Raw genomic sequence first — 22,812 nt, forward strand, 5'->3', positions numbered from 1 at the left:
TACTAGACATAGTAATGATTAAGCCAGCCAGTTCAGCGCTGGCTTTTTTTTGCCTGAATATTTTAAACTATTTTATTTTAAAATATTTTTGAACTAATCAATAATAGCTGGGTCTATTAATATGCTTGTAGTTGATATGTTGTTATACAAGTTTCATGTTGATTTCCCTGTTTGATTACTAATTTAGTAATATTGAGCCAGCTTTATTAGCTGGCTTTTTTTATGCTCTAAATTCAACTTTTTTAAAAATTATTTTGAACTAATTTAATCAGGACGCGTCTACTATTATGCTTGTAGTGATGTGTTGTTATACAAGTTTCATGTTGATTTCCCTGTTTGATTACTGATTAAGTAATATTGAGCCAGCTTTAATAGCTGGCTTTTTTTATGCGCTTAATTTAGTGCGTTACCCCTACTGCTAAAGAGCGTTATTCGTTATGATGGCATGTCACTAAATTTTAAAAGTTTATTTTATGTTTACTTCGTTTTTATCCCATTTAGATTGGTTAAGTGTAAGTGCTGGCGCTATAACAGGCATGGCTATTTGTGGTGTTGTATCAATGCAATTAAGCAAAAAAATAAAGCGCCAAGTAAATGAGCAACAACAACAGTTAATGTTATTACAAAGCCAGCATGAGCAAACACAAAGCCAATATGCCGCGTTGGTTGAAGAGCACGATTTATTAGGACTTACACATCAAGAGCAGCGGGATCAGTCTCAGCATTTTAAAACCCGTTTAACTGAGCAAGAAAAGCAAAGCCAACTTTATAATCAATATTGGCGTAAAGCCGAAGCCGAGCTAACCGCCCTGCGCGAGCAATACAATCTGCGCGATGTAGAGCTTAATAATATACGCACTACCCTTGAGCAAAAGCAGCAACATTTTAGTGAACAACTCGCCCATATAGAGCAAAGTAAAGAAACGCTTAAAAAAGAATTTGAAAATTTAGCTAACCAAATATTAGAAGAAAAGTCGCAAAAATTTAAAACCCTCAATCAAGAAAGCATAGAGCAGTTACTTAAGCCGGTTCAAGGTGAGCTAAAAGGCTTTAGAGATAAAATGGAGTCTATTCACGTTGAAGACTTACAGCAACGTGCAGCACTTAAAACCGAGCTATTACATTTACAAGCCAAAAGCCAAGCAATTACCGAGCAGGCCGATAAGCTAAGCAATGCCTTACAAGGGCAAAAGAAAACCCAAGGTAATTGGGGCGAACTCATGCTTGAAAACGTGCTTGATAGCGCAGGCCTGCGCGCTGGCACCGATTACAAGCGAGAAGTGTCGTTTAATACCGAAGACGGCCGTATGCGCCCTGATGTTGTGGTGTATTTACCTCAAGGTCGCCACTTAGTGATTGATGCAAAAACATCGTTAAATGCCTATACCCGTTATGTAAATGCCGAAACAGAGCTTGAGTCTCAACAAGCGATTAAAGAGCATGTAAATGCCGTAACTGCTCGTATAAATGAGCTGGCCAGTAAATCGTATGACCGCCTACCAGGAATAAACTCGCCTGAGGTTGTTATTATGTTTGTACCCATAGAATCCGCCTTTGTAGAAGCACTTAAATACCAAAGCGACATTTACCAGCAAGCAATAGAAAAAAACATTTTGGTTGCTACCCCTACTACCCTGCTAACCAGTTTAAATATTGTTAAACAGTTATGGCGCTTTGAAGAGCAAACTAAATATTCAAAAGAGCTGGCTAATCGTGCTGAGCGTTTTTACAGTAAACTCAACGGCTTTTTAACCAGTATGGAAGGCGTGGGTAAACAGCTTGATAAAGCCAAAGAAACTTACGATAAAGCATTTTCTCAGTTATACCGTGGTAAAGGTAACTTAATTAAACAAGCCTCAGAATTTAAGGAGCTTGGTGTATCGGTGCAAAAAGAGTTACCTCAAGAAAGCGTTGAACGCGCTCACTTAGAGCTTGATGAATAAACACCGCACATAATTTTTGCGCACTGAGGTTGTGCGTTTATGTGGCTAGTTATTTACTAACTGCGCAGGCACTATAATAATATCTGTCCTTTAGGATTAACCACATGCAACGCCCAACCGTTTTTTTCATTTCACATGGTGGCGGCCCAATGCCATTACTAGGTGATGCCAACCATGCAGAAATGCGAGCCTGCTTAGAACAAGTTGCCGCTAAAATCCCAAAGCCTTCTGCTATCTTAATGGTCAGCGCACATTGGGAAGCTCAACCAATTAGTATAACGGCGCACTCTTCACCGCCGCTTATTTACGATTACTATGGTTTTCCTAAGCAGGCGTATCAATTAACTTACCCTTGTGCTGGCCAGCCGCAACTTGCTAATTTAGTACAACAAGCGCTCGCAACACGTAATATTGACTCAAAACTCGATCCACAGCGTGGCTACGATCACGGTATGTTTGTGCCGTTAAAAATTATGTACCCAGAGGCCGATATTCCCTGTGTGCAAATATCCTTGCATCCAAGCCTTGATCCGCTGTTGCATGTTGAAATTGGTAAAGCGTTGCAAAGTATTGATTACGATAACTTATTAATTATAGGCTCAGGCTTTACCTTCCATAATATGCGCGCTTTTGGTGTTACCCAATCAAGCGATGTTAATCAGCAAAATCAGGCATTTGAAAATTGGCTGGTAAGCACAATCGCAGATCAAACATTAACCGAGCATCAGCGTGAACAGCAATTATTAGCATGGCAGCAAGCTCCAGCTGCACGCTTTAATCACCCCAGAGAAGAGCACTTGTTACCACTACATGTATGCTATGGCGCTGCTATGTGTTCAAGCACTGAGGTATTTGAATTAAATATTGCTAATAAGCGAGCCAGTATGTATTTGTGGCAATAATAAAAAACACGCCAGACTTTACTAGGCGTGTTTTTTGGTTCTACTGCATTTATTGCAGCGGTTAAGCGGCAATTACCATTTCATTTCGCCTTTATGAACTTTAGCACCAATGCTAAGAGCCATAGGTAATACAGCCTCTGGGTATGAGTTGGTCATTTTATCTATCAGCAGTTTACTGCTATTACTACTTTGCTTAGCGTGTGCAAAATCCTTTAAATACTGGATTGAAAAATCAATATTTTCAGCATCTAATTGAGTGCCTGCTTTCATATGCCCAGGGATCACCACGTCAGGGTTGAGTGCTTTCATTTCATTAAGTTGCTTTGCCCATGCATTTTGCGCTGCTTGAGTTTGCGCATCGGCCATCCATAAATGAACATTAGCGTATACAGCCACATTTCCTAAAATAGCTTTGTTATCAGGTATCCATAAATAAGGACGATGATTATGCTCACCCTCTGTGCCACGAATTTCTATGCTGTGGCCTTCTATTTTTAAGTTATTACCATTAAATACCTTAGGAACAACGGGATTTTTTGGGGCGTTTTCACCCATTTTTGGCGTCCAAAAAGCAAGTTTACCTTTAAGCTTTGCTGCTATTTTTTGGTGCACTGCCGGTGTGGTTATAATCTCTGCGTCAGGAAAAAACTGCTGTAACACCTCAGCGCCAAAGTAGTAATCAGGATCGGCTTGGCTAATAAAAATAGTTTTTAGTTGTTTACCAGAGTCAATTACTTTGGCGGCAATGCGCAGTGCATCTGCTTTGGTAAATCCGGTATCAATTAAAATTGCATCGGTACGGCCATAAACCAGCGTGGCATTAACATGAAAGCTATTGCTGTCAGCGTTATACACATCAAGGGTTAATGGGGTTTCGTCTGCAATAGCGATATTACTGGCTAATAGTGTACTTAATAAAAGAGTGCGTAGGTTCATGGTATTCTCATCATTGGTTGTTAATGCGAGCATAATAAAGGTTTGATATGTTCAGAAAAACAACCAATAATTAGCATCATTGTTTCATAAATCGTACAAATACTATGGATAAACTCACCGCAGCGCAGGTTTTTGTGGATGTTGCCTACTCAGGCAGTTTTACAGCAAGCGCAGAACGCCTTGAAATGTCACGCCCTATGGTTACTCGTCATATTGAGTCGGCAGAGGCTTGGTTAAATACGCGCTTATTGCATCGCACTACCCGTAAAGTAACGCTTACCACCGCCGGCGAGGCCTGTTTACCCGAAATAGAGCAATGGTTAGCACAGGCTAACCGTTTAGTTGAACAAACAAAAAGCCAGCAACAGTTGTCAGGTAAAATACGAGTAGCGACCAGTATGTCGTTAGGTTTTGCGCAATTAGCCCCTATATTTACACGCTTTATGAAACGTCATCCTAACGTGCAAATAGACATAGATCTTGAAGACTCAACCACAGATCTAATAGAGCAACGTGTTGATTTAGCAATACGTATTGCAGCCAATCCTGATCCTTCGTTAATAGGTAAACCTATTACCGAGTGTGAATCTATATTAGTGGCCTCAGCCAGCTACCTTGCTGATTATCCGCCAATAACGACACCACAACAGTTAAGTGCTCATCAGTGTTTAGGCTATAAAAACTTTGACCGATATATTTGGCATTTACACAACGGGGATGAGTTTCAATCTGTTGATGTTAAATGCAATTTAAGTGCAAACGAGGCCACCACATTACTTCATGCAGCTATAGCCGGTGGTGGTATTTCAGTACAGCCTACGTATTTGGCAAATCAATATATACTTGATGGTCGCTTGCAGCGTGTATTAGCGCCATGGACATTAAACCCAATGAAAATATATGTGCTTTACCCTTCTCGTCAGCATTTATCGGCAACAGTAAGAGCACTAATCGACACGCTCAGTGATGAATTTAAAAATCCAGCATGGTAATTAATTATAAAAGTTTGGGTTTAAACCATAGCTTTGTGCGTTAAGCATGCTGATATTGTGTAGGTTATTTTGTTACAGTAAATGTAATAAGCGCCTTAATCTATAAAGGTCAGCAGACCCAAGGAACAATAATAATGAATCTGATCAAAATATCGGGCTTGGCACTGGCCATTGTTGCGGGCTTAGGCTTGCAAGCATGTTCAAGTACCAGCATAACAACCAACAATAATACAGCGATGAGCACCGTGAATAACCCATTAAGCCTAACGCAAATTTATAAAGATAAAGAATTTAAAACCCAGCGAAGCACTTACTTTAAGTGGCTAGACGATGGTACTGGCTACACTGTGCTTGAAGATCGCGAAAGCGAAAAAGAAGATGATAACAACGCCGATGACGAAAAAGAGCACGGCGTAAAAGGCAACGACATTGTATTTTACAATGCTGACGGCACAGGCCGTAAAGTATTGGTTGAGTTTGAAAAGCTGTTGCCAGAGGGCGCAGACGAGCCATTTGCAATCGAAAGCTATCAGTGGTCAAAAGACGGTAAATGGTTGATGGTATTTACCAACAGCGAGCAAGTTTGGCGTTCGCGCAGCAGAGGCGACTTTTGGTTACTTAACCTTGAGACAAACCAATTACAGCAATTAGGTGGTAAAGACGTTGAGCCAACTAAGTTAATGTTTGCTAAGTTCTCGCCAGATAGCTCAAAAGTGGCTTACGTACGCGACAACAATATTTATATGCAAGCGGTTGGTAGTAACGATGTAACTGCGCTCACAACCGATGGCAGTGCCACCATTGTTAACGGTAATTTTGATTGGGTATACGAAGAAGAGTTTACTATTGCCGATGGTTTTCGTTGGAGCCCCGACAACAAATCAATCGCCTATTGGCAGCTTGATACTAGTGACGTTAAATTTTTCACTATGATCAACAACACTGACGAACTGTACCCTACCCTAAAAGAATTCCCTTATCCTAAAGCCGGTGAAACCAACTCTGCCGTGCGTGTTGGTGTGGTAAGCCTTAGCGACAAACAAACCCGTTGGGCTGAGCTTGAAGGCGATAACCGCGACCGTTATATTCCGCGTATTAGCTGGGCAGGCACCGGTAATGAATTAATGATTCAAGACTTAAACCGCCCACAAAGCCATAACAAAGTGTGGTTGTTTGATTGGCAAAAGCAGCAACTGACTAAAATTTTAGAAGACAAAGACGATGCGTTTATCGAATGGTTTTATAAAGCCAACTGGTCAAAAGACGGTGAGTTTTTTATTTGGCATAGCGAACGCGACGGCTGGCGTCATCTTTACCGTGTATCGCGCGATGGCAAAACTATTATCGACCTAACCCCAGGCAATTACGACATTATTGATATGCTGAGCATCAATGAAGATAAAAACGTAATGTATTTTATTGCCTCGCCAAACGATCCTGGTCAGCGTTATTTATACAGCACACCGCTTGATGGCAGCAGCAAACCGGTACGGGTCACACCTGCTGAGTTTGAAGGCTCAAACAGCTACTACATGTCAAAAGATGCCTCATGGGCTATGCACACTTACTCAAAATTTGGTAAGCCACCGACTAAAGAGATTATTAAAGTGGCAGATCATAGTAATGTAAAAACCTTAGTTGAAAATACAAAGCTTAAACAAAAGCTGGCTGAGCAAAGCTTACCAAAGCATGAGTTTTTCAAAGTAAACGCGCAAGATGGCACCGAGCTTGACGGCTACATTATGTTCCCAGAGAACATGGATAAAAGTAAAAAATACCCAATTGTGTTTTACGTATACGGCGAACCATGGGGCTCTACCGTGCAAGATCGCTGGGAAGGCAACAGTTACCTGTATAAATCACTGTTAACGCAAAAAGGCTTTATTGTGGCATCGGTTGATAACCGTGGTACACGTGCACCAAAAGGCCGCGATTGGCGCAAATCGATTTATAAAAAAATCGGCTCAATTACCGTGCAAGATCAAGTTGATGCGCTAGATGCGATGGCCAAACGTTGGGATGTAATCGACACCGACCGTGTTGGCGTGTGGGGCCATTCAGGTGGCGGTAGTTCAACCCTTAACTTACTGTTCCGCCACGGTGATAAATTTAAAGTGGGCATTGCCTCAGCACCGGTGCCAGATATACGTTTGTACGACACCATTTACCAAGAGCGTTATGCGGGCAACCCAAACACCGATCCTGAGAGTTACGATAACACCTCGCCGATTACCTTTGCTAAAAACCTAACCGGTAAGCTATTGCTTATTCACGGCACAGGCGATGATAACGTGCATTATCAAGGCTCAGAACGCTTAATTGATGAGCTTGTAAAGCATAACAAGCAGTTTGAGTTTTTCTCATACCCTAACCGCTCACATAGCCTACGTGAAGGTAAAGGCACCGCCCTGCACTATCACACCATGATGGCCGAGTTTTTTGAGAAGAATCTATTGAATCAGTAGTTTGATTAGTTAGTTTAAATACTAAAAAGCCACACACTAACAAATAGTGTGTGGCTTTTTTAATCAAAATGTAATGGGGGTTTACAGCGGGGTTTAAAGATTTTTAGTTACTGATACTTATACTCGAAAAGTTTAATTTATCGATATATATAAGCGGTAATATTTGCTGAACCGTGCGTGAGATTGATATCTCTTGTAGTTGACTTGCTCGGACTTTAAGCAAATGCTCAGTAGCTGAATTATTTTGCTCACTTTCTGCCAAAGCTAGCCTTCCTCCGTTTATTAAAACTTCAACCAAGTGACTTTTATAATCAGGAAAGTACTAGTGAACTTTATTGGTTATCTTGCAAAATAGCGTCTAATAAGGCTTTTATAAGCGGCTCTTTACCTACTTTCAAATGAGAGATGAGGCTAATATGGCGTAAATATTTACTTCCTGAAATTGGTAACACTTTGATATTGTGCTTTCCTTCTTCTAAACCCTTAAATATTGGCATCAAAGAAACTCCCATACCGCGACCCACCATTAGTGCTATTGATTCTAAAGCGTCAATTTCACATAGAGGTTTAACATGAATATCTTTATCAATTAAATATGAGTCTGCAATTGCTCCGCCCCAAGCAGAACGATCATACTGAATGAAAGGCATTGTAATTAAAGACTCTTCTACGTTAAGTTTATTTTCTAAGCTGCACACAAAGCCAAGCTTTTCAGAATAAAGAGGTGTTATTTTTAGGTATTTTGGACAAATAAATGGAGGTGTAACAATTATAATGGCATCTAACTTTTTTTCGACCAGTTGTTTATATAAATAAGCAGACGTCCCTGGAAATATCTGTAAAGAAAGGTTAGGAGCACTTGTCGTCAAATATTGAATTGTACTGGGTAATAATCCGGTTAGCACCGTTGAAATGGCACCTAATTTTAACTCTCCAGATAAACCAGTCTCATCTAAGTCACTTTGAAGAGCATCAACTTCAGAAACTAAGCGTTTTAATCTAGGTAAAATCTTTAAACATTCTGACGTTGGAGTTGCGCTGTGTCCTGCACGGTTGAGTAACTTGCAAGCCAAAGAGTTTTCTAATGCTTTAATTCTCTGACTAACAGCTGCAGGAGTTAACATTTGATTCCTAGCGGCAGCCGCAATTGAACCAGTATCAACAACTTCTATTAAGCTTGATATAAAACGAATGTCCAAAACAAATTCTTATGGTCGAAGTAAAAATAATATAGTAAATCTTTCGGTGTTTGAATGCTATTTTATAGTTAAATTATATTTAAATTAACTAGGATTCTTCATGGAAAAAGCGATCTTTCATTTAGCGTTAAATGTCACAGACTTGAAAAAAGCATGCGATTTCTATGGTGACTTATTGGGTGCAGAACAGGGGAGAAGTACCGAAAGCTGGGTTGATTTCAATTTTTTCGGACATCAATTATCTTTGCACATAGGCATCCCATTGAGTTCAGAGTATACCGGTAAAGTTGATGGTACCGCGGTACCTATGCCACACTTTGGTGTAATCTTGCCTATAAATATGTGGAAGCGATTAGCGGAAAAGTTAAAAACCGCAAACATTGAATTTATTATTCCGCCATCACTTCGTTTTAAAGGCCAACTTGGAGAGCAATACACTATGTTCTTTCTAGATCCGTTTGGAAATCCAATAGAGCTTAAGGGTTTTTTACAAATGGATGAGGTTTTTAATACATGAGAATTATTGTTTTCGTAAGTAGATTAAATGTAGAGGTTCAGTCTCAATGGTTAACTATGCTTAAAAAACAGTTAACTAATGAAACAATACTCTTGCCTCATCAGATTAGTGAATCACAGGTTAAAGATGTTGATATTGCAATTGTTGCAAACCCAGATCCAAAAGACCTAGAAAGGTTTGTTAATTTAGTATGGGTACAAAGCTTATGGGCAGGTGTAGAGCGATTAATTAATGATTTACCTAGAAAACAGGTAAAATTGGTTAAATTAGATGATCCACAGTTATCAAAAACGATGGCTGAATCAGTTCTTGCTTGGACTCTATATTTACAACGGAATATGCCTGAGTACGCTCAACAGCAAAATAATAAGCAATGGAACCAATTACCTTGTGTGACATCAAACGAGCTCCGAGTGAGTATATTGGGTGCAGGCAAACTTGGCATTGCAGCTTTAGGTATGCTTAAAAAATTAGATTATCAAGTAAGCTGTTGGAGCAGAACTAAAAAGCAGTTTAATGGTATTAGTAGTTACTCAAGCTTTAGTGGTTTGCAAAAGATGTTAAGCAAAACAGATATTCTGATCAATTTATTACCACTAACACAGCATACTTATCATCTTCTTGGTAAAGCGTTATTAAGTGAACTTCCTACTGGAGCAAAGCTTATAAATTTCTCACGTGGCGCTGTGGTTGACATGAAAGGCTTACTGGAGTTACTAGAAACGAGGCATTTATCTCATGCTGTTCTGGATGTATTTGAAAAAGAACCTTTAGAATCGTCAGATCCTATTTGGAGTAATACTAATATTACAGTGTTACCGCACATCTCAGCTCCAACCAATATTTCTTCGGCAACTAAAGTTGTTGCTCAAAATATAGAAAAGTATCGAGAGAATAATGTTATTCCTAACCCCGTAAACGTTAGCGCTGGATATTAAAAGAATATTTTAATCTTCTGTAATCAAAATGGTGCGGGGGTTTACAAAGCATAAGTTGGGTAGAGTGTAACGAAACCCAACAAAGAAAGGCGGCTTTGCTCAATAGCAATGCGCTAAAGGCTCAACAGGTAATAAGTGAATCGTTTAATACTAAACATGGCTTGGAATTAGAGTCGTATTAAAAGAGTAGCATCCATGCCACTGCAAGTGCGATATTAATAAAAATTAAGAGCTTGGTTGCGAAGGTTGATACTTATTAACGAGAATGTGCTGCAAACTTTTAAGTGCCCGCTTTATCGCTTGCAGCATACTTCTTCCTTTTGTATTTACATTAATACTGGGTAGCCCAGGCAAAAGAATATTAATTTTGCATTGCTGCAAAGTGCCGTGGCGCTCACTCGAAAGATCATTTATTTGAATCTCTACTTTACGAATATTTAAAGCATGTTTTGCCAATTGGCTTTTTATCAACTTCAAAAGCGACATCTTTTCACTTGCGTTAATTATCTTGTTTTTAACTGTAAGTTTTAGCTTCATGCAATTACACCTTTTAATAGTAACTATGTTGCAGGCATGACTGTAATCTACTAACTTAGTGGCAAAGGAAAAAGCTGATTATTTCTTACTTTAAAACAGGTATTTTCGAATGATTACCAACATCAACTACAATCACTTATATTATTTTTGGCAGGTAAGTAAGCACGGCAGTATTGCAGCGGCGAGTAAAATACTTAATTTAACGCCGCAAACGGTCAGCTCGCAAATTACTAACTTAGAGCAACGATTAGGAAAACCACTGTTTGTTCGCCAAGGGCGAGGCCTACAGTTAACGGAGTTTGGCCATGTAACTCAGCAATACACCAATGATATGTTTGCTATTGCTCACGAATGGCTAGAAACCACGCAAGGTGATACCACGCAATACTCACGAACGTTAAAGGTGGGTATTTCAGACGTGTTGCCTAAATCACTGGTGTCGAAGTGGCTAGCGCCTTTAATTAATAACGACCGTATTACCAACTTGCACTGTATTGACGGCCAACAAGATGAGCTGCTTGCACAAATGGCGATTCATAAGCTCGACTTAGTGTTAGCCGATAAACCACTCGATACCACCTTGCCATTTAAGGCGTTTTGCCATGAAATAGGTAAAAGCCAAATCGCTCTTTTTGGTAACGAGACATGGCATTCGCAGTTACATAAGCAGTTTCCGCAGTCTTTAAATAACAAGCCCTTAGTGCTCCCCGCAAAAGAAAGCCCCGTCGCGCGGGCTATTTATTATTGGCTGCAAGAGCAAGAGATTGAAATGACAATAGCAGGCCATGTTGACGACAGCGCATTAATGAAGTCGTTAGGTGAGCAAGGGTTTGGTATATTCCCTGCGCCTATTTTGGTAAGAGCCGAAGTAGAGCGCCATTACGGCGTTAATTACATTGGTACAATTGATAATGTTTATCAGCATTATTATGCTTTTACGCCTGACAGGCTAATTAAAGACAGTATTTATGATGAATTTATAAAGCACGCGCAAATGACGTAGATTTTAGTTAACCGTCTTAAGATTAACGGGCGTCGGGGTGCGGGTTACGGATCTAAAACCTTACACTTCTCATACTTCAAATAAATATATTAAAAATATCAACAAAGCGATAAAGAATATCGGAGTGAGCAAATAAAATATGATATTGGCTACTATTTTATTGTTATCTCTAAACTTTAATATTTTTTGGCGTGCGGCAATTAAGGCTGGAAATGTAATAAACCCTTGGATACCGATAGCTAAAGTAATAGTAAGTTGCATGATAATAATTTGCCAGTATTGCTCTGGGTCATCAATTAACGATGCTTGTTGATAGTCGCTGCCTGTCGTTCCAAGCTGATGAGCAGTTCCTGTAATTAACCCTATGATAGGTGATATCAAAAAGAACAAAGCAACACTTAAGATTGTTTTATTAACTTTATCCCTTAATTTAACTATTTTCATAGCATCCTTGCCTTAAAGTTTTTTATTTCAAAATATATTCGCAAGCAAGCCTGCGAACTTTAACCTTATCGAGTAAACATATTAATTGCCATTACAATTAATAAGCCGGCAAATATTTTTTTAATGGTTGAAACTGGTAAGTAGTGTGTGGCTTTAGCACCGAGCGGCGCAGTAAACCATGAGGTGCATACAATACCCAATAAAGCGGGCAAATACACAAAACCTGCAAATCCTTGTTTTAATGTAAATAACTGGCTGCCTGAGCTGATATAACCCATTGAACCAAACAGCGCTATCACAATGCCTGAGGCCGAGGCGCAGCCAATGGCTTTTTTCATATCAACAGAAAAAAACGTCAGTAACGGCACTAATACTGCCCCGCCGCCAATACCTATCATGGCAGACAAGCCACCGGTTATGGTCGTATAAACACTTAGCAACCCTTTGCTTGGCAACGGACGCGCTATTGCTGAATCACTCTTACCTGAAAAAATCATTTTTAGTGCAATTAGCACCACACTTACTGCAAATACCAAACGCACTACATGCTCGGGTAACAGCGCAGCTATAAAGCCACTAATGAGCGCACCAAAGGCAACGCCTGCCATAACCCAAGGTGCAATATTCCATGGTACATTGCCATTTTTATGATGCGCAATAGCCGACGAGGTCGAGGTAAATAAAATAGAGGCCAGTGAGGTCGCAATGGCAACCACCACTACTTGTTCAGGTGGCAAAGCATTAAAGTGCAGTAATATCATGCTGAGTATGGGCACAATCACCAGCCCGCCCCCTATTCCTAATAAGCCTGCTAAAAAACCAACACCGCTACCTAATATGGCGCAGTATATAATTAACACTATTAAATCACTCATTCCTTTTGTCTCTTCTTATGTTGTGGAAAGTTCTGCGACGGCGAGCTGCTTAATAAAGTGCTTAAGCTCACCTAAGTTTATTCGAGTATATCAACAACCGTTTATGCAAATTGCACTTTAAGTACTTATGAGCATTGAATAATACTCACGTTTTGTATGAATAAATCACAACACCCGTAAAAACATCTAGAAATCCAGACTTCTAAAGTGGGTTTTGTCTGAGTGGGAGTGTCTACTCGCTTAATTTATTCATTCAACTTAGTAAGAGAGTGAATCTGGCTCATGTTTTACCTGAAATAATACCGTTTTTCTTCATGCTACATAGCGCGTATAAATTTATTAACTCTGCACAGCACCATTATAGTTATCCCGTTAGTTTGGTTTTAACAGCAAGTAATGTGTCATTGATAAAAGCAGCAACAACTCAAATTGAAAGGATACGGCTATGAGCACTGATCTTACATTTACTATTAAAAGCACTAACTTGGATGAAAACTACCACCCATCAAACAACACACGAATTACGACCAATTTCGCTAATTTAGCTAGGGGTGAAAGCCGCCAACAAAACCTGCGTAATACCCTAAAAATGATCAACAATCGTTTTAATGCACTGGCCAGTTGGGATAACCCACAAGGGGATCGTTACGAGATTGAGCTCGAGATCATTTCGGTTGATTTAGATATTACTAGCAGTGGCCAGGCATTTCCGTCAATTGAGGTATTAAAAACCAATATTATTGACCGTCAAACCAACGAGCGAATTGAGGGCATGGTGGGTAATAACTTTTCATCGTATGTGCGCGACTACGACTTTAGCGTGTTACTACTTGAGCATAACAAAAGCAAACCGCAATTTAGCATTCCCGATAACTTTGGTGACTTACACGGCAAGTTATTTAAATGCTTTGTAAACTCAAATACCTATAAACAGCATTTTAAAAAGCCACCGGTTATTTGCTTAAGCGTGTCTGATAACAAAACCTATCAGCAAACCGAAAACTTACACCCTATTTTAGGCGTAGAGTATCAGCCTAATGAGTCGTCGTTAACAGAGCAATACTTTAAAAAAATGGGCTTACAAGTGCGCTACTTTATGCCACCAAATAGCGTTGCGCCGTTAGCGTTTTACTTTTTTGGTGACCTACTTAACGACTACAGCAACCTTGAACTAATTAGCACCATTAGCACCATGGAAACGTTTCAAAAAATTTATCGTCCAGAAATTTATAACGCCAACGCCGCCGCTGGTAGCCGTTATAAACCGAATTTAAAAAATGACGACCATTCGTTAACGCAAATTGTGTATGACCGCGCAGAGCGAGGTCAATTAGCGGTAGAGCAAGGTAAATTTACTGAGCAGCATTTTATTAAGCCTTATCAGTCAGTGCTGCAGCAGTTCTCGGCAAGTATCGCTTAATCACACAACAAAATTAAAGGCAGCATTTATTATGAAAAAACTATTACCTACATCATCAGCAGGCAGCTTGCCAAAACCGTCATGGCTTGCTGAGCCCGAAACCTTATGGTCACCGTGGAAATTACAAGGCAGTGAGCTGGTTGATGGCAAACACGACGCCCTGCGTATTTCCCTGCACGAGCAACAAACTGCAGGCGTAGATATAGTCAGCGATGGCGAACAAACTCGCCAGCACTTTGTAACCACCTTTATTGAACACTTAAATGGCGTTGATTTTGAAAACCGTAAAACAGTTAAAATTCGCGACCGTTACGACGCCAGCGTACCCACAGTGGTTGGCCCTGTGTCTCGTACTAAATCGGTATTTGTTGAAGACGCCAAGTTTTTACGCCAGCAAACCAGTCAACCAATTAAATGGGCACTGCCTGGGCCAATGACCATGATCGACACCCTGTATGACGATCATTATAAAAGCCGTGAAAAACTAGCATGGGAATTTGCTAAAATACTCAACCAAGAAGCCAAAGAGTTAGAAGCCGCAGGGGTCGACATAATTCAATTTGATGAACCCGCTTTTAACGTGTTTTTTGACGAGGTAAACGACTGGGGCATAGCCTGCCTTGAGCGAGCCATTGAGGGGTTAAAATGCGAAACCGCCGTGCATATTTGCTACGGCTACGGCATTAAAGCCAACACCGATTGGAAGAAAAGCCTCGGCACCGAGTGGCGACAATACGAAGAGGTATTCCCTAAGCTGCAAAAATCGAATATAGATATTATTTCGCTAGAATGCCAAAACTCACATGTACCTATAGAGCTACTCGAACTCGTACGCGGTAAAAAAATAATGGTGGGCGCAATCGATGTAGCCACCAATACCATAGAAACTCCCGAAGAGGTGGCCAAAACCCTACGCGAAGCGCTTAAATACGTTGATGCCGACAAACTCTACCCTTGTACCAACTGCGGTATGGCACCCCTGCCGCGCGACATCGCAAGCGGCAAACTTAACGCCCTAAGCAAAGGCGCAGAGTTAGTACGTAACGAACTATTAGCAGCGAATGTCGCTTAATTTTAATTACAGCTGCTGCAAAAAGCCACACCTTAACACATGTTGAAGTGTGGCTTTTTTAATCAAAATGTAACGGGGGTTTACACAACGAGGTGAAAGGTAAAAGGTGCTAGGGGAAAGGTTTTAAGTTAGTTGAATATTAGTTGGGTTGAGTGCAATAAACCTAGCAAAAGTAATTAAACCTAACCGAGCCGCTGGCTATCATTGATTGAGTGGAAAGTGCCATTTGGAGATGCTCATTAGTTACAATGTCTGAAGTTAAGATTTTCAATATTTGACCCCTTTGGCTTCTTAATTTGATTCGTCCAATGCGGCGTAATGTTTAATTGAATAGGGTATTCAGTTTTGACAAATTTCATAGGAAAGATTTGAAACTTTACTTATGTGCATTAAGAGTTCAGATTCGTTTATAAGTGAAATATTAAAAATATCAGACCATAAAGCTCTACAGTATTAGTTTATACTTTCACTAATACAGCATGATGCCTTACTATTGGGTTATCTCCGTTTATTTCTGAATTTCCTTAAATTAAAAAATTAACCTAACTTTTAATAGCATAAGTGTAAATAGTATGTGTAAAGATTTTTCCGTCACTGACTTTTACTGAAGTAGTGCTTATAAATGCTCAAAGAATTATGATGTTTACTAGGGAAAGTGTCGTCTTTTACTAAATTATCCACAGGTTATTATTGAAAATGGTTGTTTTGTGGATTATATTAGCCATATTACATTAAGTAGTTGTGACCGTCACACAGGAAAGTGTGGCAATGGATTGGGTTAAGGGAACACTTCCCTTTTTTGGAGGTGAAACATGTTTGGATTTATTAAGAAATTTTTTACGTATAAAGAAAATACAGACGAAATTAAAGTAAAAGTTTCTGGTGGTAAGTATTTTATTGCCGACTTGGACTCTCTCTCAAAGAGTGAAGTTGTAAAACAGCAAGTTAGGCAAGCTAAGGCTTATGTAAAATAAGACTAATTAAAGAAAAGCGCCAACGTGGCGCTTTTTTTATAGGGAAATAATGATAAAACCTACCGTTATATTTATTCTAGTTATTACAATTGCTGGACATATTTACAGGAAAACAAATTATAAACTTTATCCTAAATACGATTCGTCTAATGGGTATCATACTTTTTTGTTAGCAGCATCTACTGGCTTAGTACTTTTTATATGTTCTTATATTTTTACTAACATTATAGCCCGATTCAGCTTTTTTCAATCTGTCGGTGTATTGTTTAGTAATCATTTAAATGTATTAACACCATCTATTGGGCAAGACCATGAAACTGTGAATTTGATATCTGTACTTATTTTTACAGTTATCATTAGTTGGTTCATTCCAATGTTAAAATATGAGATCGCTAAAAAGCGGCAGGAGAACCCTACTTTTAATAGCTGGAAAAAAGCAGCAAGAAAAGATTTAACACCTGAGTTTACTCATCTTGCATTTAATTCTTGGGAGTATGGTTTACCAATAGCTTTTACTCTATCTAATAATAAAGTATATGTAGGCTACATCTCTGAAATAGGTATTGATAGTAACGACATTCATCTTTTACCTATTTTGAGTGGTTATAGATGTGATAAAAAGAAAGACCTAATCTATTTGATTGATTATAAACCTGTTATAGAACATATTTTAAATGAAGAGTATGAAACTAATGGTGAAAATACTGAAATAAAGAGCAAGATGAGTGTTTACAAGAAGTTTGCTATCGCAATACCTCATCGCGAAGTGATTCATGCAAACCTTCATGACACTAGCTATAAAAAGCACTTTGATAGGCACCGCTATGATCGTAAAGAAACCAAACCTTCAGATGTGAAATTTACCCTCAGCGATTTATAAAATCACAAAACTAAAAAAGCTTGCTCAAGGGCTTTTTTAGTTTTAAAAGTTAGAATACGTTAAAGCACCTGTAAGCGATTTTAAGCATCCTACTTTATTTGAGAAACTCAAGGGGCACCCATTAGGAAAACCAAAAGGGTCAAATATTGACTTCTGACATCAAATTTATTGACTGACCCGTTATCCATATTTTGCCTATCAGCAAAAGTCTAAAACAATAAAGTAAACCAGTAACCCCCCACTTTTAGCTATTACTTAGTTTGATTTCTAACTAACACTTATTAGTTTAATAACCCTTCTACCCTTACTAAAGCAATGCGAATGTTTTTAGGTTTATAAAGCGCTGCTAATTTGTTACTTGATTAAAAACCATCTCGCCATGCGGAATTTTTAAGCAAACCGTAACGGGGGTTTACAGTAACTGCACAAACGCGGGTGCTTTTACTGTACTTTATTAACTGATAATGTGATTAATATTGAGTAGTAAAATTGCGCTTTCGTAACGATTTAAACAGGAGTCATTAATGGCAATTACACTGGCGTTTGATGTATACGGTACGCTTATAAACACTCATGGCGTGGTGTCGTTACTTGAAAATATGGTTGGTGATAACGCGCACGCATTTTCAACTACCTGGCGTGAAAAACAACTCGAATATTCGTTTAGGCGTGGCTTAATGCAAAACTATGTGCCGTTTTCGGTGTGTACTGAGCAGGCACTTAATTATGCGTGTTTACTGCACAAGGTAACTTTAAGCGATGAGCAAAAAGCACAGTTATTAGCACGCTATAAAACCCTACCCGCATTCGATGACGTTAAAGCAGGGCTTGAGAGCTTAAAAGCACAAAACTATCGGTTGTTTGCGTTTTCTAATGGTGCGGCCAGTGCGGTAAATACCTTGCTCGAAACGGCAGGCATAAGTGAGCTTTTTGAAGGTGTAGTGAGCGCCGATGACATTAAAACCTTTAAACCCAACCCCGGTGTTTATAGTCATTTTTTACGTCAGGCACATTCAACAGGCGCTAATACCTGGTTGATATCGAGTAACCCGTTTGATGTTATTGGGGCGTTATCGCACGGTATGCGTGCTGCGTGGATACAGCGATCAAGTGAGGCTATTTTTGATCCCTGGGAGCTTGAGCCTACAATAACGGCGTGCAATTTACATGATTTAAAAACCAAGCTGGCAAATAATAACCAGTGATTTAGTTGGCAGGGGTTAATTTACACCAAAAACCAAAGGGGTCAAATCTTGACTTCAGACATCAAATTCATTGACTGACCCGTTATCCTTATTTTGCCTATTAGACAAAGTCTAAAGCACTAAGATAAATCAGTAACCCCCTACTTTTAGCTATTATGTACTTTGATTGCTGCTCAGAACTTATAAACTCAACAACCCTTCTACCCATTCTAAAACGAGGCGAGTATTTCGGTTTTCAAAGCGCTGCTTATTAGGTATGTAGTAGCAAAAGTCAGATTCAACTACGTGGGTATTAAAGTTTTTGAGTAACTCGGTGTCTAATAATCGTTGTACTAGCGTGGTTGAGCAAAAAGCCAGTCCTGAGCCTGCCATAGCTTCTTGAATACCAAATAGCTCTTGGTCAAAGGTTTTAATACTAAATAACGCAGGATCTAAGTTGTTTTGATTAAGCCATTGTTTAATTGGAGGCTCATTCAGCGCATTGTTTTTCCATTTAGTGGTATAGAGCGTAACTGGGCCATTTTGCCATGGGATATCCGCGGCTTTGTATGAGCCGAATACGTTAAATTGTTCGGTTTTTATAATGTCATCAGCGTTTATATTGCGCTGCTGGCCAAAGCGAATCGGTAAGGTGTGTAATTGCTTATCAACGGCTTCACTGGTTGATATATCTACTTCAAGATTGGGCTGACTTTTTGATAGCTCCTGTAATGCGGGTATTAAACGCAGTGCGGCCAGTGATGACGTAGTGGTTATTTTAACGGCGGTGCCTTTAGCTTGTACGGTAGCTAGCGCTTGATTAATAAGGTTAAAGCCGTTGCTTGTTGCTTCACTTAAATATTCACCTGTGGGGGTAAGAGTGATTTTTCTAACTTGGCGGTAAAATAAATCGACGTTTAAACGGTTTTCAAGGTTATTTATATGATGCGAAATCGCGGTTGGCGTGAGCGATAGTTCATCCGCGGCGGCTTTAAAACTGCCTAAACGCGCCGCAGCTTCAAAGGCTTTGAGTGCTTGTAGTGATACTTGCATGGGGATTATTCACACCAAATAGAATTAACTTATAGATGAATATAACTTATTTATAGTTAAGGTTTACTCGTTTGTGAAATATGCCTGTTAGTAAGATGATTAACCTACATTTACTAATAGGATAAACAGTATGACTACCCTACTTCACGTTGATGCAAGCGTAAGAGCTGTTAAAAACGACAACCCAGATCACGATTCAATCTCTAAAAATATTGCTAAGCATTTTATTGATAGCTTTGCAAAGCGCCAAGCTATAGATGAGTATTTTTATCGTGATGTTGGTGTGAATCCTCCGTCTTTTATTACCCAAGACTGGATAGGCGCAGTATTTACACCTGATGATAAAAAGACTGCTGAGCAACATCAGTTACTGGCCTTGTCAGACACATTAATCGCTGAAATTGCCGCTGCCGATATTATTGTGATTTCCTCGCCTATGTATAACTACGGTATGCCCGCACAGTTAAAAGCATGGTTTGATCAAGTGATACGTATAAACCAAACTTTTGATTTTGATCTTTCCCGTGGGGATTTCCCACTGCAGCCTTTGCTGGACGGTAAAATATTAGTTGTGATCACCTCAACCGGTGAGTTTGGTTTTGAGCAAGGTGGCATACGTGAGCATATGAGCCATTTAGTGCCGCACTTACGTACGTTGAGTAAATATTTAGGCGTGAGCACCATTCATGAAATTGCCTCAGAATACCAAGAGTTTGCCGATGTACGCCATCAACTATCGCTCGATAATGCTTATAGCCAAGCAGCAGCGCTAGGGCTACAGTTAAGTAATCAATAATATTTAAATATAAAAATACCGCATTTACCTTGCGGTATTTTTAACGAAACCGCTGCCTGTTTACAGTGTTGAGATGAAAAGCTGAGGCTGAAAAGATGACCATAATAAGCTTTTATTGTCAGCTAGGTGTTTATACCCTACAAATAGTTTAGGTTCCTCCTTGATGTTATTTTAATATTTACTTTTTATACTTCTAAACCTCATTTAGCCCTTGCATATAGAACTGACTAAGCTGAGTAACAGAGATTTCTGGCGTTGCTGAGTCTTGTGATGGTTGCTGAGTAAATATTTGCTTAGCCACTTGTCGTCCAATTTGCTGTGCGGTTGTGGTTTTATTTATTCGCGTTTCATAAAATCGCTTTAAAACGGTTTCGAGCTGCTCACCTTTATTAAGTATTTGAGACAAATGCCATACATCTTCAAGTGCTTGGCTGGCGCCTTGTCCAGATGTAGGTAATGGGGCGTGGGCTGCGTCACCGATAATCAGTAAATTTTCATTATGCCAATATGGAAGTGGATCTAAATCATGTACAAATAGCTGCTTTATGCTGTTTTGTTCGCTGTAATTAAATACTGTTTGGATTTTTTCAGGCCAGTTTTTAAAGCGCAAACGCATTTCATTATACCAATCGTCTATTTGTTTGGTTTTGTCTATTTTACTTGGCCAAGCAGCAGCCCAATAACAAAAATTATTTGCCACAGGCACTATGCCAAATCGTTCTGTTTTGTTGCGGTAGTCGTGAATGCTTTGGTTAAATGCAGCTAAGTCCATTTTGCTAATGCCAATGATGTTGATGAAGCCCTGATATTTGGGAAGTACAGTATTGGGGTAAAGAAGTTCGCGAGCTGCTGAATGCATACGCCCATCGCAGCCTATCACTAGGTCAAATTGTTTTTTTAGTTGATGAATATCCTCAGTATTTATAGAGCGATTAAAATGAATTGTCGCGCTCAGGCTTTTGAGCTCGCGAGCTAAAATACTTATTAAATCTCGGCGCAAAATAGTGATCGTGGGAAAGCCGCTTGTTGAATTAAGTGCTTTAATATCAAACTCAGCGTGTTGTGTATCAGCGCGGCTAAATTGGCGCATAAAGCTTGGCTGACCACCTAGTTGGCTAAACTTATTGATTAAACCCATTTGCTTTATTACAAACATAGCGTTTGGCCACAGGGTAACCCCTGCGCCTATTGAGGAAAAATGACTATTCCTTTCGTATATGGTCACTTTTATGCCTTGTTTTCTTGCAAAAATAGCGAATGCTAAACCTGCAACCCCGGCCCCAATAATAGCTATATGATTAACCTTACTCATTTGCTTATTCCATATTGTTGAAAGACACAATGATTATTTCAAAATCATTTATTGGGATAAATGTGCTACTGTTGGTTTGTTAATCCCATATTGTGAGGTAATAGTGCTAGAGAATATTGATATGCAATGGCTGTTGAGCTTTCAAAAAGTATACGAGCAGCTAAGTTTTAAGCGAGCAGCAGAGCAACGCCAATTGCCAACCTCTAACATTAGCCGACATGTTGCTTTATTAGAGCAAGCCTTAAATATTCGATTATTAGAGCGCACAACTCGTAAAATGACAGCAACAGCAGCAGGAGAGCAGCTTTATCATAGCTTATCTCCTCTTATTATGGCGATGGGTGATGCGCTGAAAGAAGTTCATCAAGTGGGTGATTCGATAGCTGGGCATCTTAAAATAATTACACCTGATCTCCCTTTCATGGCTGAAGCTATAGCTGATTTTTGCCACAAACACCCTAGAATAAAACTGAGTTGCGATACTCAGCTCAATCCTGCAGAGGGATTACTTGAGGGGTTTGATTTGGTACTACGTTTTAGTCGTGGGTCATTAGAAGATTCTGGCTGGGTTGCTAAAGAGTTGCTGCGTTGGCCAAGTTATGTGGTGGCTGCACCCTGTTTACTTGAAAAGTACCCTACTCCAGAATCAATAGATAAACTGAGTAAGTCTCCCTGTATTACTAGTTTATCTGTATTACAAGGAATGCCTTGGCGATTCAAAAAAGCAGGGGCTATTAGTGTCGTATCCAGCTATAAGGTAAACAGCGGGCAAATGGCAAAAGCTGCAGCACTAAAAGGATTAGGATTTGCAATACTCCCCTTGAACGCTTGCCTTACGGAGTTAGAGCAAGGCGATTTGGTTAAAATTAACTTGCCTGATGAGCCCGAGGATTTAGTTTTGCATGCACTTTATTCTGGTCGAAAATACCCTTTAGTGAAAGTAACCGCTTTTTTGGATCATTTGCAGAGTAACTACTGCCAGCTGTTCATATAAAGACATACCCTTTCTAAACTCTCCTCCAAAAGAAACAAAAGAACCACTTTACCTTGCGGTATTTTTAAGCAAACCGTAACGGGGGTTTACAGTAACTGCACAAACGCGGGTGCTTTTACTGTACTTTATTAACTGATAAGGTGATTAATATTGAGTAGTAAAATTGCGCTTTCGTAACGATTTAAACAGGAGTCATTAATGGCAATTACACTGGCGTTTGATATATAAGGTACGCTTATAAACACCCATGGCGTTGTGTTGTTACTTGAAAATATGATTGGCGATAGCGCGCACGCATTTTTAACTACTTGGCGCGAAAAACAGCTTGAATACCCGTTTAGACGCGGCAAAATCATCAAACGTCGATATTGTTGTG

21 protein-coding genes and 1 pseudogene are annotated in these 22,812 nt (G+C 39.5%); 15 read left to right on the forward strand and 7 right to left on the reverse strand.

Annotation, left to right across the window (positions count from 1 at the left end; genetic code table 11):
* The first annotated feature begins 473 nt into the window (after nucleotides 1-473).
* Together rmuC and QL989_RS17820 are read left to right on the forward strand one after the other, a co-directional pair.
* Nucleotides 474-1,943: a DNA recombination protein RmuC gene (gene rmuC / locus QL989_RS17815; protein ID WP_290171467.1), complete on the forward strand. Its 1,470-nt coding sequence runs from the start codon at nucleotides 474-476 to the stop codon at nucleotides 1,941-1,943.
* Between the two features lie 104 nt (nucleotides 1,944-2,047).
* Nucleotides 2,048-2,845 (forward strand): class III extradiol ring-cleavage dioxygenase, encoded by a 798-nt coding sequence (locus QL989_RS17820; protein ID WP_290171468.1) that lies wholly within the window; start codon nucleotides 2,048-2,050, stop codon nucleotides 2,843-2,845.
* 72 nt (nucleotides 2,846-2,917) lie between these two features.
* Here QL989_RS17820 and QL989_RS17825 read toward each other — a convergent pair whose 3' ends face one another.
* On the reverse strand, nucleotides 2,918-3,781 hold the full coding sequence (locus QL989_RS17825; protein ID WP_290171469.1) for an MBL fold metallo-hydrolase: 864 nt from the start codon (nucleotides 3,779-3,781) through the stop codon (nucleotides 2,918-2,920).
* A 104-nt stretch (nucleotides 3,782-3,885) separates the two neighbouring features.
* Here QL989_RS17825 and QL989_RS17830 point away from each other — a divergent pair, with 104 nt between their 5' ends.
* Complete coding sequence (locus tag QL989_RS17830) at nucleotides 3,886-4,773, forward strand: LysR family transcriptional regulator (RefSeq protein ID WP_290171470.1); 888 nt, start codon at nucleotides 3,886-3,888, stop codon at nucleotides 4,771-4,773.
* Nucleotides 4,774-4,907: 134 nt separating this feature from the next.
* Nucleotides 4,908-7,238, forward strand: coding sequence for a S9 family peptidase (locus tag QL989_RS17835; protein WP_290171471.1), 2,331 nt, complete (start codon nucleotides 4,908-4,910; stop codon nucleotides 7,236-7,238).
* Between the two features lie 332 nt (nucleotides 7,239-7,570).
* Here QL989_RS17835 and QL989_RS17840 read toward each other — a convergent pair whose 3' ends face one another.
* A complete protein-coding gene (locus QL989_RS17840; protein ID WP_290171472.1) occupies nucleotides 7,571-8,437 on the reverse strand; it encodes a LysR family transcriptional regulator in 867 nt (288 codons plus the stop codon).
* Between the two features lie 100 nt (nucleotides 8,438-8,537).
* On the opposite strand from QL989_RS17840, the gene QL989_RS17845 reads away from it, so the two are divergent.
* Complete coding sequence (locus QL989_RS17845; protein ID WP_290171473.1) at nucleotides 8,538-8,954, forward strand: VOC family protein; 417 nt, start codon at nucleotides 8,538-8,540, stop codon at nucleotides 8,952-8,954.
* Nucleotides 8,951-9,892 carry a glyoxylate/hydroxypyruvate reductase A gene (locus QL989_RS17850; RefSeq protein ID WP_138595343.1) on the forward strand — a complete coding sequence of 314 codons (942 nt, stop codon included), beginning with the start codon at nucleotides 8,951-8,953 and terminating at the stop codon, nucleotides 9,890-9,892. The genes QL989_RS17845 and QL989_RS17850 overlap by 4 nt, the downstream gene beginning before the upstream one ends.
* 225 nt (nucleotides 9,893-10,117) lie before the next feature.
* Here the strand turns inward: QL989_RS17850 and QL989_RS17855 are convergent, their stop codons facing one another.
* A complete protein-coding gene (locus tag QL989_RS17855; protein ID WP_008110823.1) occupies nucleotides 10,118-10,429 on the reverse strand; it encodes a hypothetical protein in 312 nt (103 codons plus the stop codon).
* Between the two features lie 109 nt (nucleotides 10,430-10,538).
* Here QL989_RS17855 and nhaR point away from each other — a divergent pair, with 109 nt between their 5' ends.
* The gene (nhaR, locus tag QL989_RS17860) at nucleotides 10,539-11,432 is read left to right on the forward strand and encodes a transcriptional activator NhaR (protein ID WP_290171474.1); all 894 of its coding nucleotides are present in this window, start codon (nucleotides 10,539-10,541) and stop codon (nucleotides 11,430-11,432) included.
* A gap of 69 nt (nucleotides 11,433-11,501) precedes the next feature.
* Here nhaR and QL989_RS17865 read toward each other — a convergent pair whose 3' ends face one another.
* Together QL989_RS17865 and QL989_RS17870 are read right to left on the reverse strand one after the other, a co-directional pair.
* Nucleotides 11,502-11,876: a hypothetical protein gene (locus QL989_RS17865; RefSeq protein ID WP_290171475.1), complete on the reverse strand. Its 375-nt coding sequence runs from the start codon at nucleotides 11,874-11,876 to the stop codon at nucleotides 11,502-11,504.
* Between the two features lie 65 nt (nucleotides 11,877-11,941).
* Entirely contained in the window at nucleotides 11,942-12,751 is an 810-nt protein-coding gene (locus QL989_RS17870; protein ID WP_290171477.1) for a sulfite exporter TauE/SafE family protein, read from the reverse strand.
* A gap of 445 nt (nucleotides 12,752-13,196) precedes the next feature.
* Here QL989_RS17870 and QL989_RS17875 point away from each other — a divergent pair, with 445 nt between their 5' ends.
* The 5 genes from QL989_RS17875 to QL989_RS17895 all read left to right on the forward strand — a co-directional run bounded on the left by QL989_RS17875 (nucleotide 13,197) and on the right by QL989_RS17895 (nucleotide 18,302).
* Nucleotides 13,197-14,171, forward strand: coding sequence for a DUF1852 domain-containing protein (locus QL989_RS17875; protein ID WP_008110817.1), 975 nt, complete (start codon nucleotides 13,197-13,199; stop codon nucleotides 14,169-14,171).
* Nucleotides 14,172-14,202: 31 nt separating this feature from the next.
* Nucleotides 14,203-15,243: a methionine synthase gene (locus tag QL989_RS17880; protein WP_290171479.1), complete on the forward strand. Its 1,041-nt coding sequence runs from the start codon at nucleotides 14,203-14,205 to the stop codon at nucleotides 15,241-15,243.
* Nucleotides 15,244-16,055: 812 nt separating this feature from the next.
* Nucleotides 16,056-16,217 (forward strand): hypothetical protein, encoded by a 162-nt coding sequence (locus QL989_RS17885; protein ID WP_290171480.1) that lies wholly within the window; start codon nucleotides 16,056-16,058, stop codon nucleotides 16,215-16,217.
* Between the two features lie 49 nt (nucleotides 16,218-16,266).
* The gene (locus QL989_RS17890) at nucleotides 16,267-17,097 is read left to right on the forward strand and encodes a hypothetical protein (protein WP_290171481.1); all 831 of its coding nucleotides are present in this window, start codon (nucleotides 16,267-16,269) and stop codon (nucleotides 17,095-17,097) included.
* Nucleotides 17,098-17,621: 524 nt separating this feature from the next.
* Nucleotides 17,622-18,302, forward strand: coding sequence for a haloacid dehalogenase type II (locus QL989_RS17895; RefSeq protein ID WP_290171482.1), 681 nt, complete (start codon nucleotides 17,622-17,624; stop codon nucleotides 18,300-18,302).
* A 180-nt stretch (nucleotides 18,303-18,482) separates the two neighbouring features.
* On the opposite strand, the gene QL989_RS17900 is transcribed toward QL989_RS17895, so the two are convergent.
* Nucleotides 18,483-19,334 carry a LysR family transcriptional regulator gene (locus QL989_RS17900; RefSeq protein WP_290171483.1) on the reverse strand — a complete coding sequence of 284 codons (852 nt, stop codon included), beginning with the start codon at nucleotides 19,332-19,334 and terminating at the stop codon, nucleotides 18,483-18,485.
* A 130-nt stretch (nucleotides 19,335-19,464) separates the two neighbouring features.
* Between QL989_RS17900 and QL989_RS17905 the strand changes: the two genes are divergently transcribed.
* Entirely contained in the window at nucleotides 19,465-20,130 is a 666-nt protein-coding gene (locus tag QL989_RS17905) for an NAD(P)H-dependent oxidoreductase (protein ID WP_290171484.1), read from the forward strand.
* Nucleotides 20,131-20,323: 193 nt separating this feature from the next.
* On the opposite strand, the gene QL989_RS17910 is transcribed toward QL989_RS17905, so the two are convergent.
* A complete protein-coding gene (locus tag QL989_RS17910) occupies nucleotides 20,324-21,442 on the reverse strand; it encodes an FAD-dependent monooxygenase (RefSeq protein ID WP_290171486.1) in 1,119 nt (372 codons plus the stop codon).
* A 103-nt stretch (nucleotides 21,443-21,545) separates the two neighbouring features.
* Between QL989_RS17910 and QL989_RS17915 the strand changes: the two genes are divergently transcribed.
* Together QL989_RS17915 and QL989_RS17920 are read left to right on the forward strand one after the other, a co-directional pair.
* A complete protein-coding gene (locus tag QL989_RS17915; protein ID WP_174375335.1) occupies nucleotides 21,546-22,436 on the forward strand; it encodes a LysR family transcriptional regulator in 891 nt (296 codons plus the stop codon).
* 237 nt (nucleotides 22,437-22,673) lie between these two features.
* Nucleotides 22,674-22,784 (forward strand): annotated as a pseudogene (locus QL989_RS17920) (haloacid dehalogenase type II); the annotation flags it as partial.
* Between the last annotated feature and the right edge of the window lie 28 nt (nucleotides 22,785-22,812).

The organism is Pseudoalteromonas sp. APC 3224, assembly GCF_030407535.1.
Classification (GTDB): Bacteria; Pseudomonadota; Gammaproteobacteria; order Enterobacterales; family Alteromonadaceae; genus Pseudoalteromonas.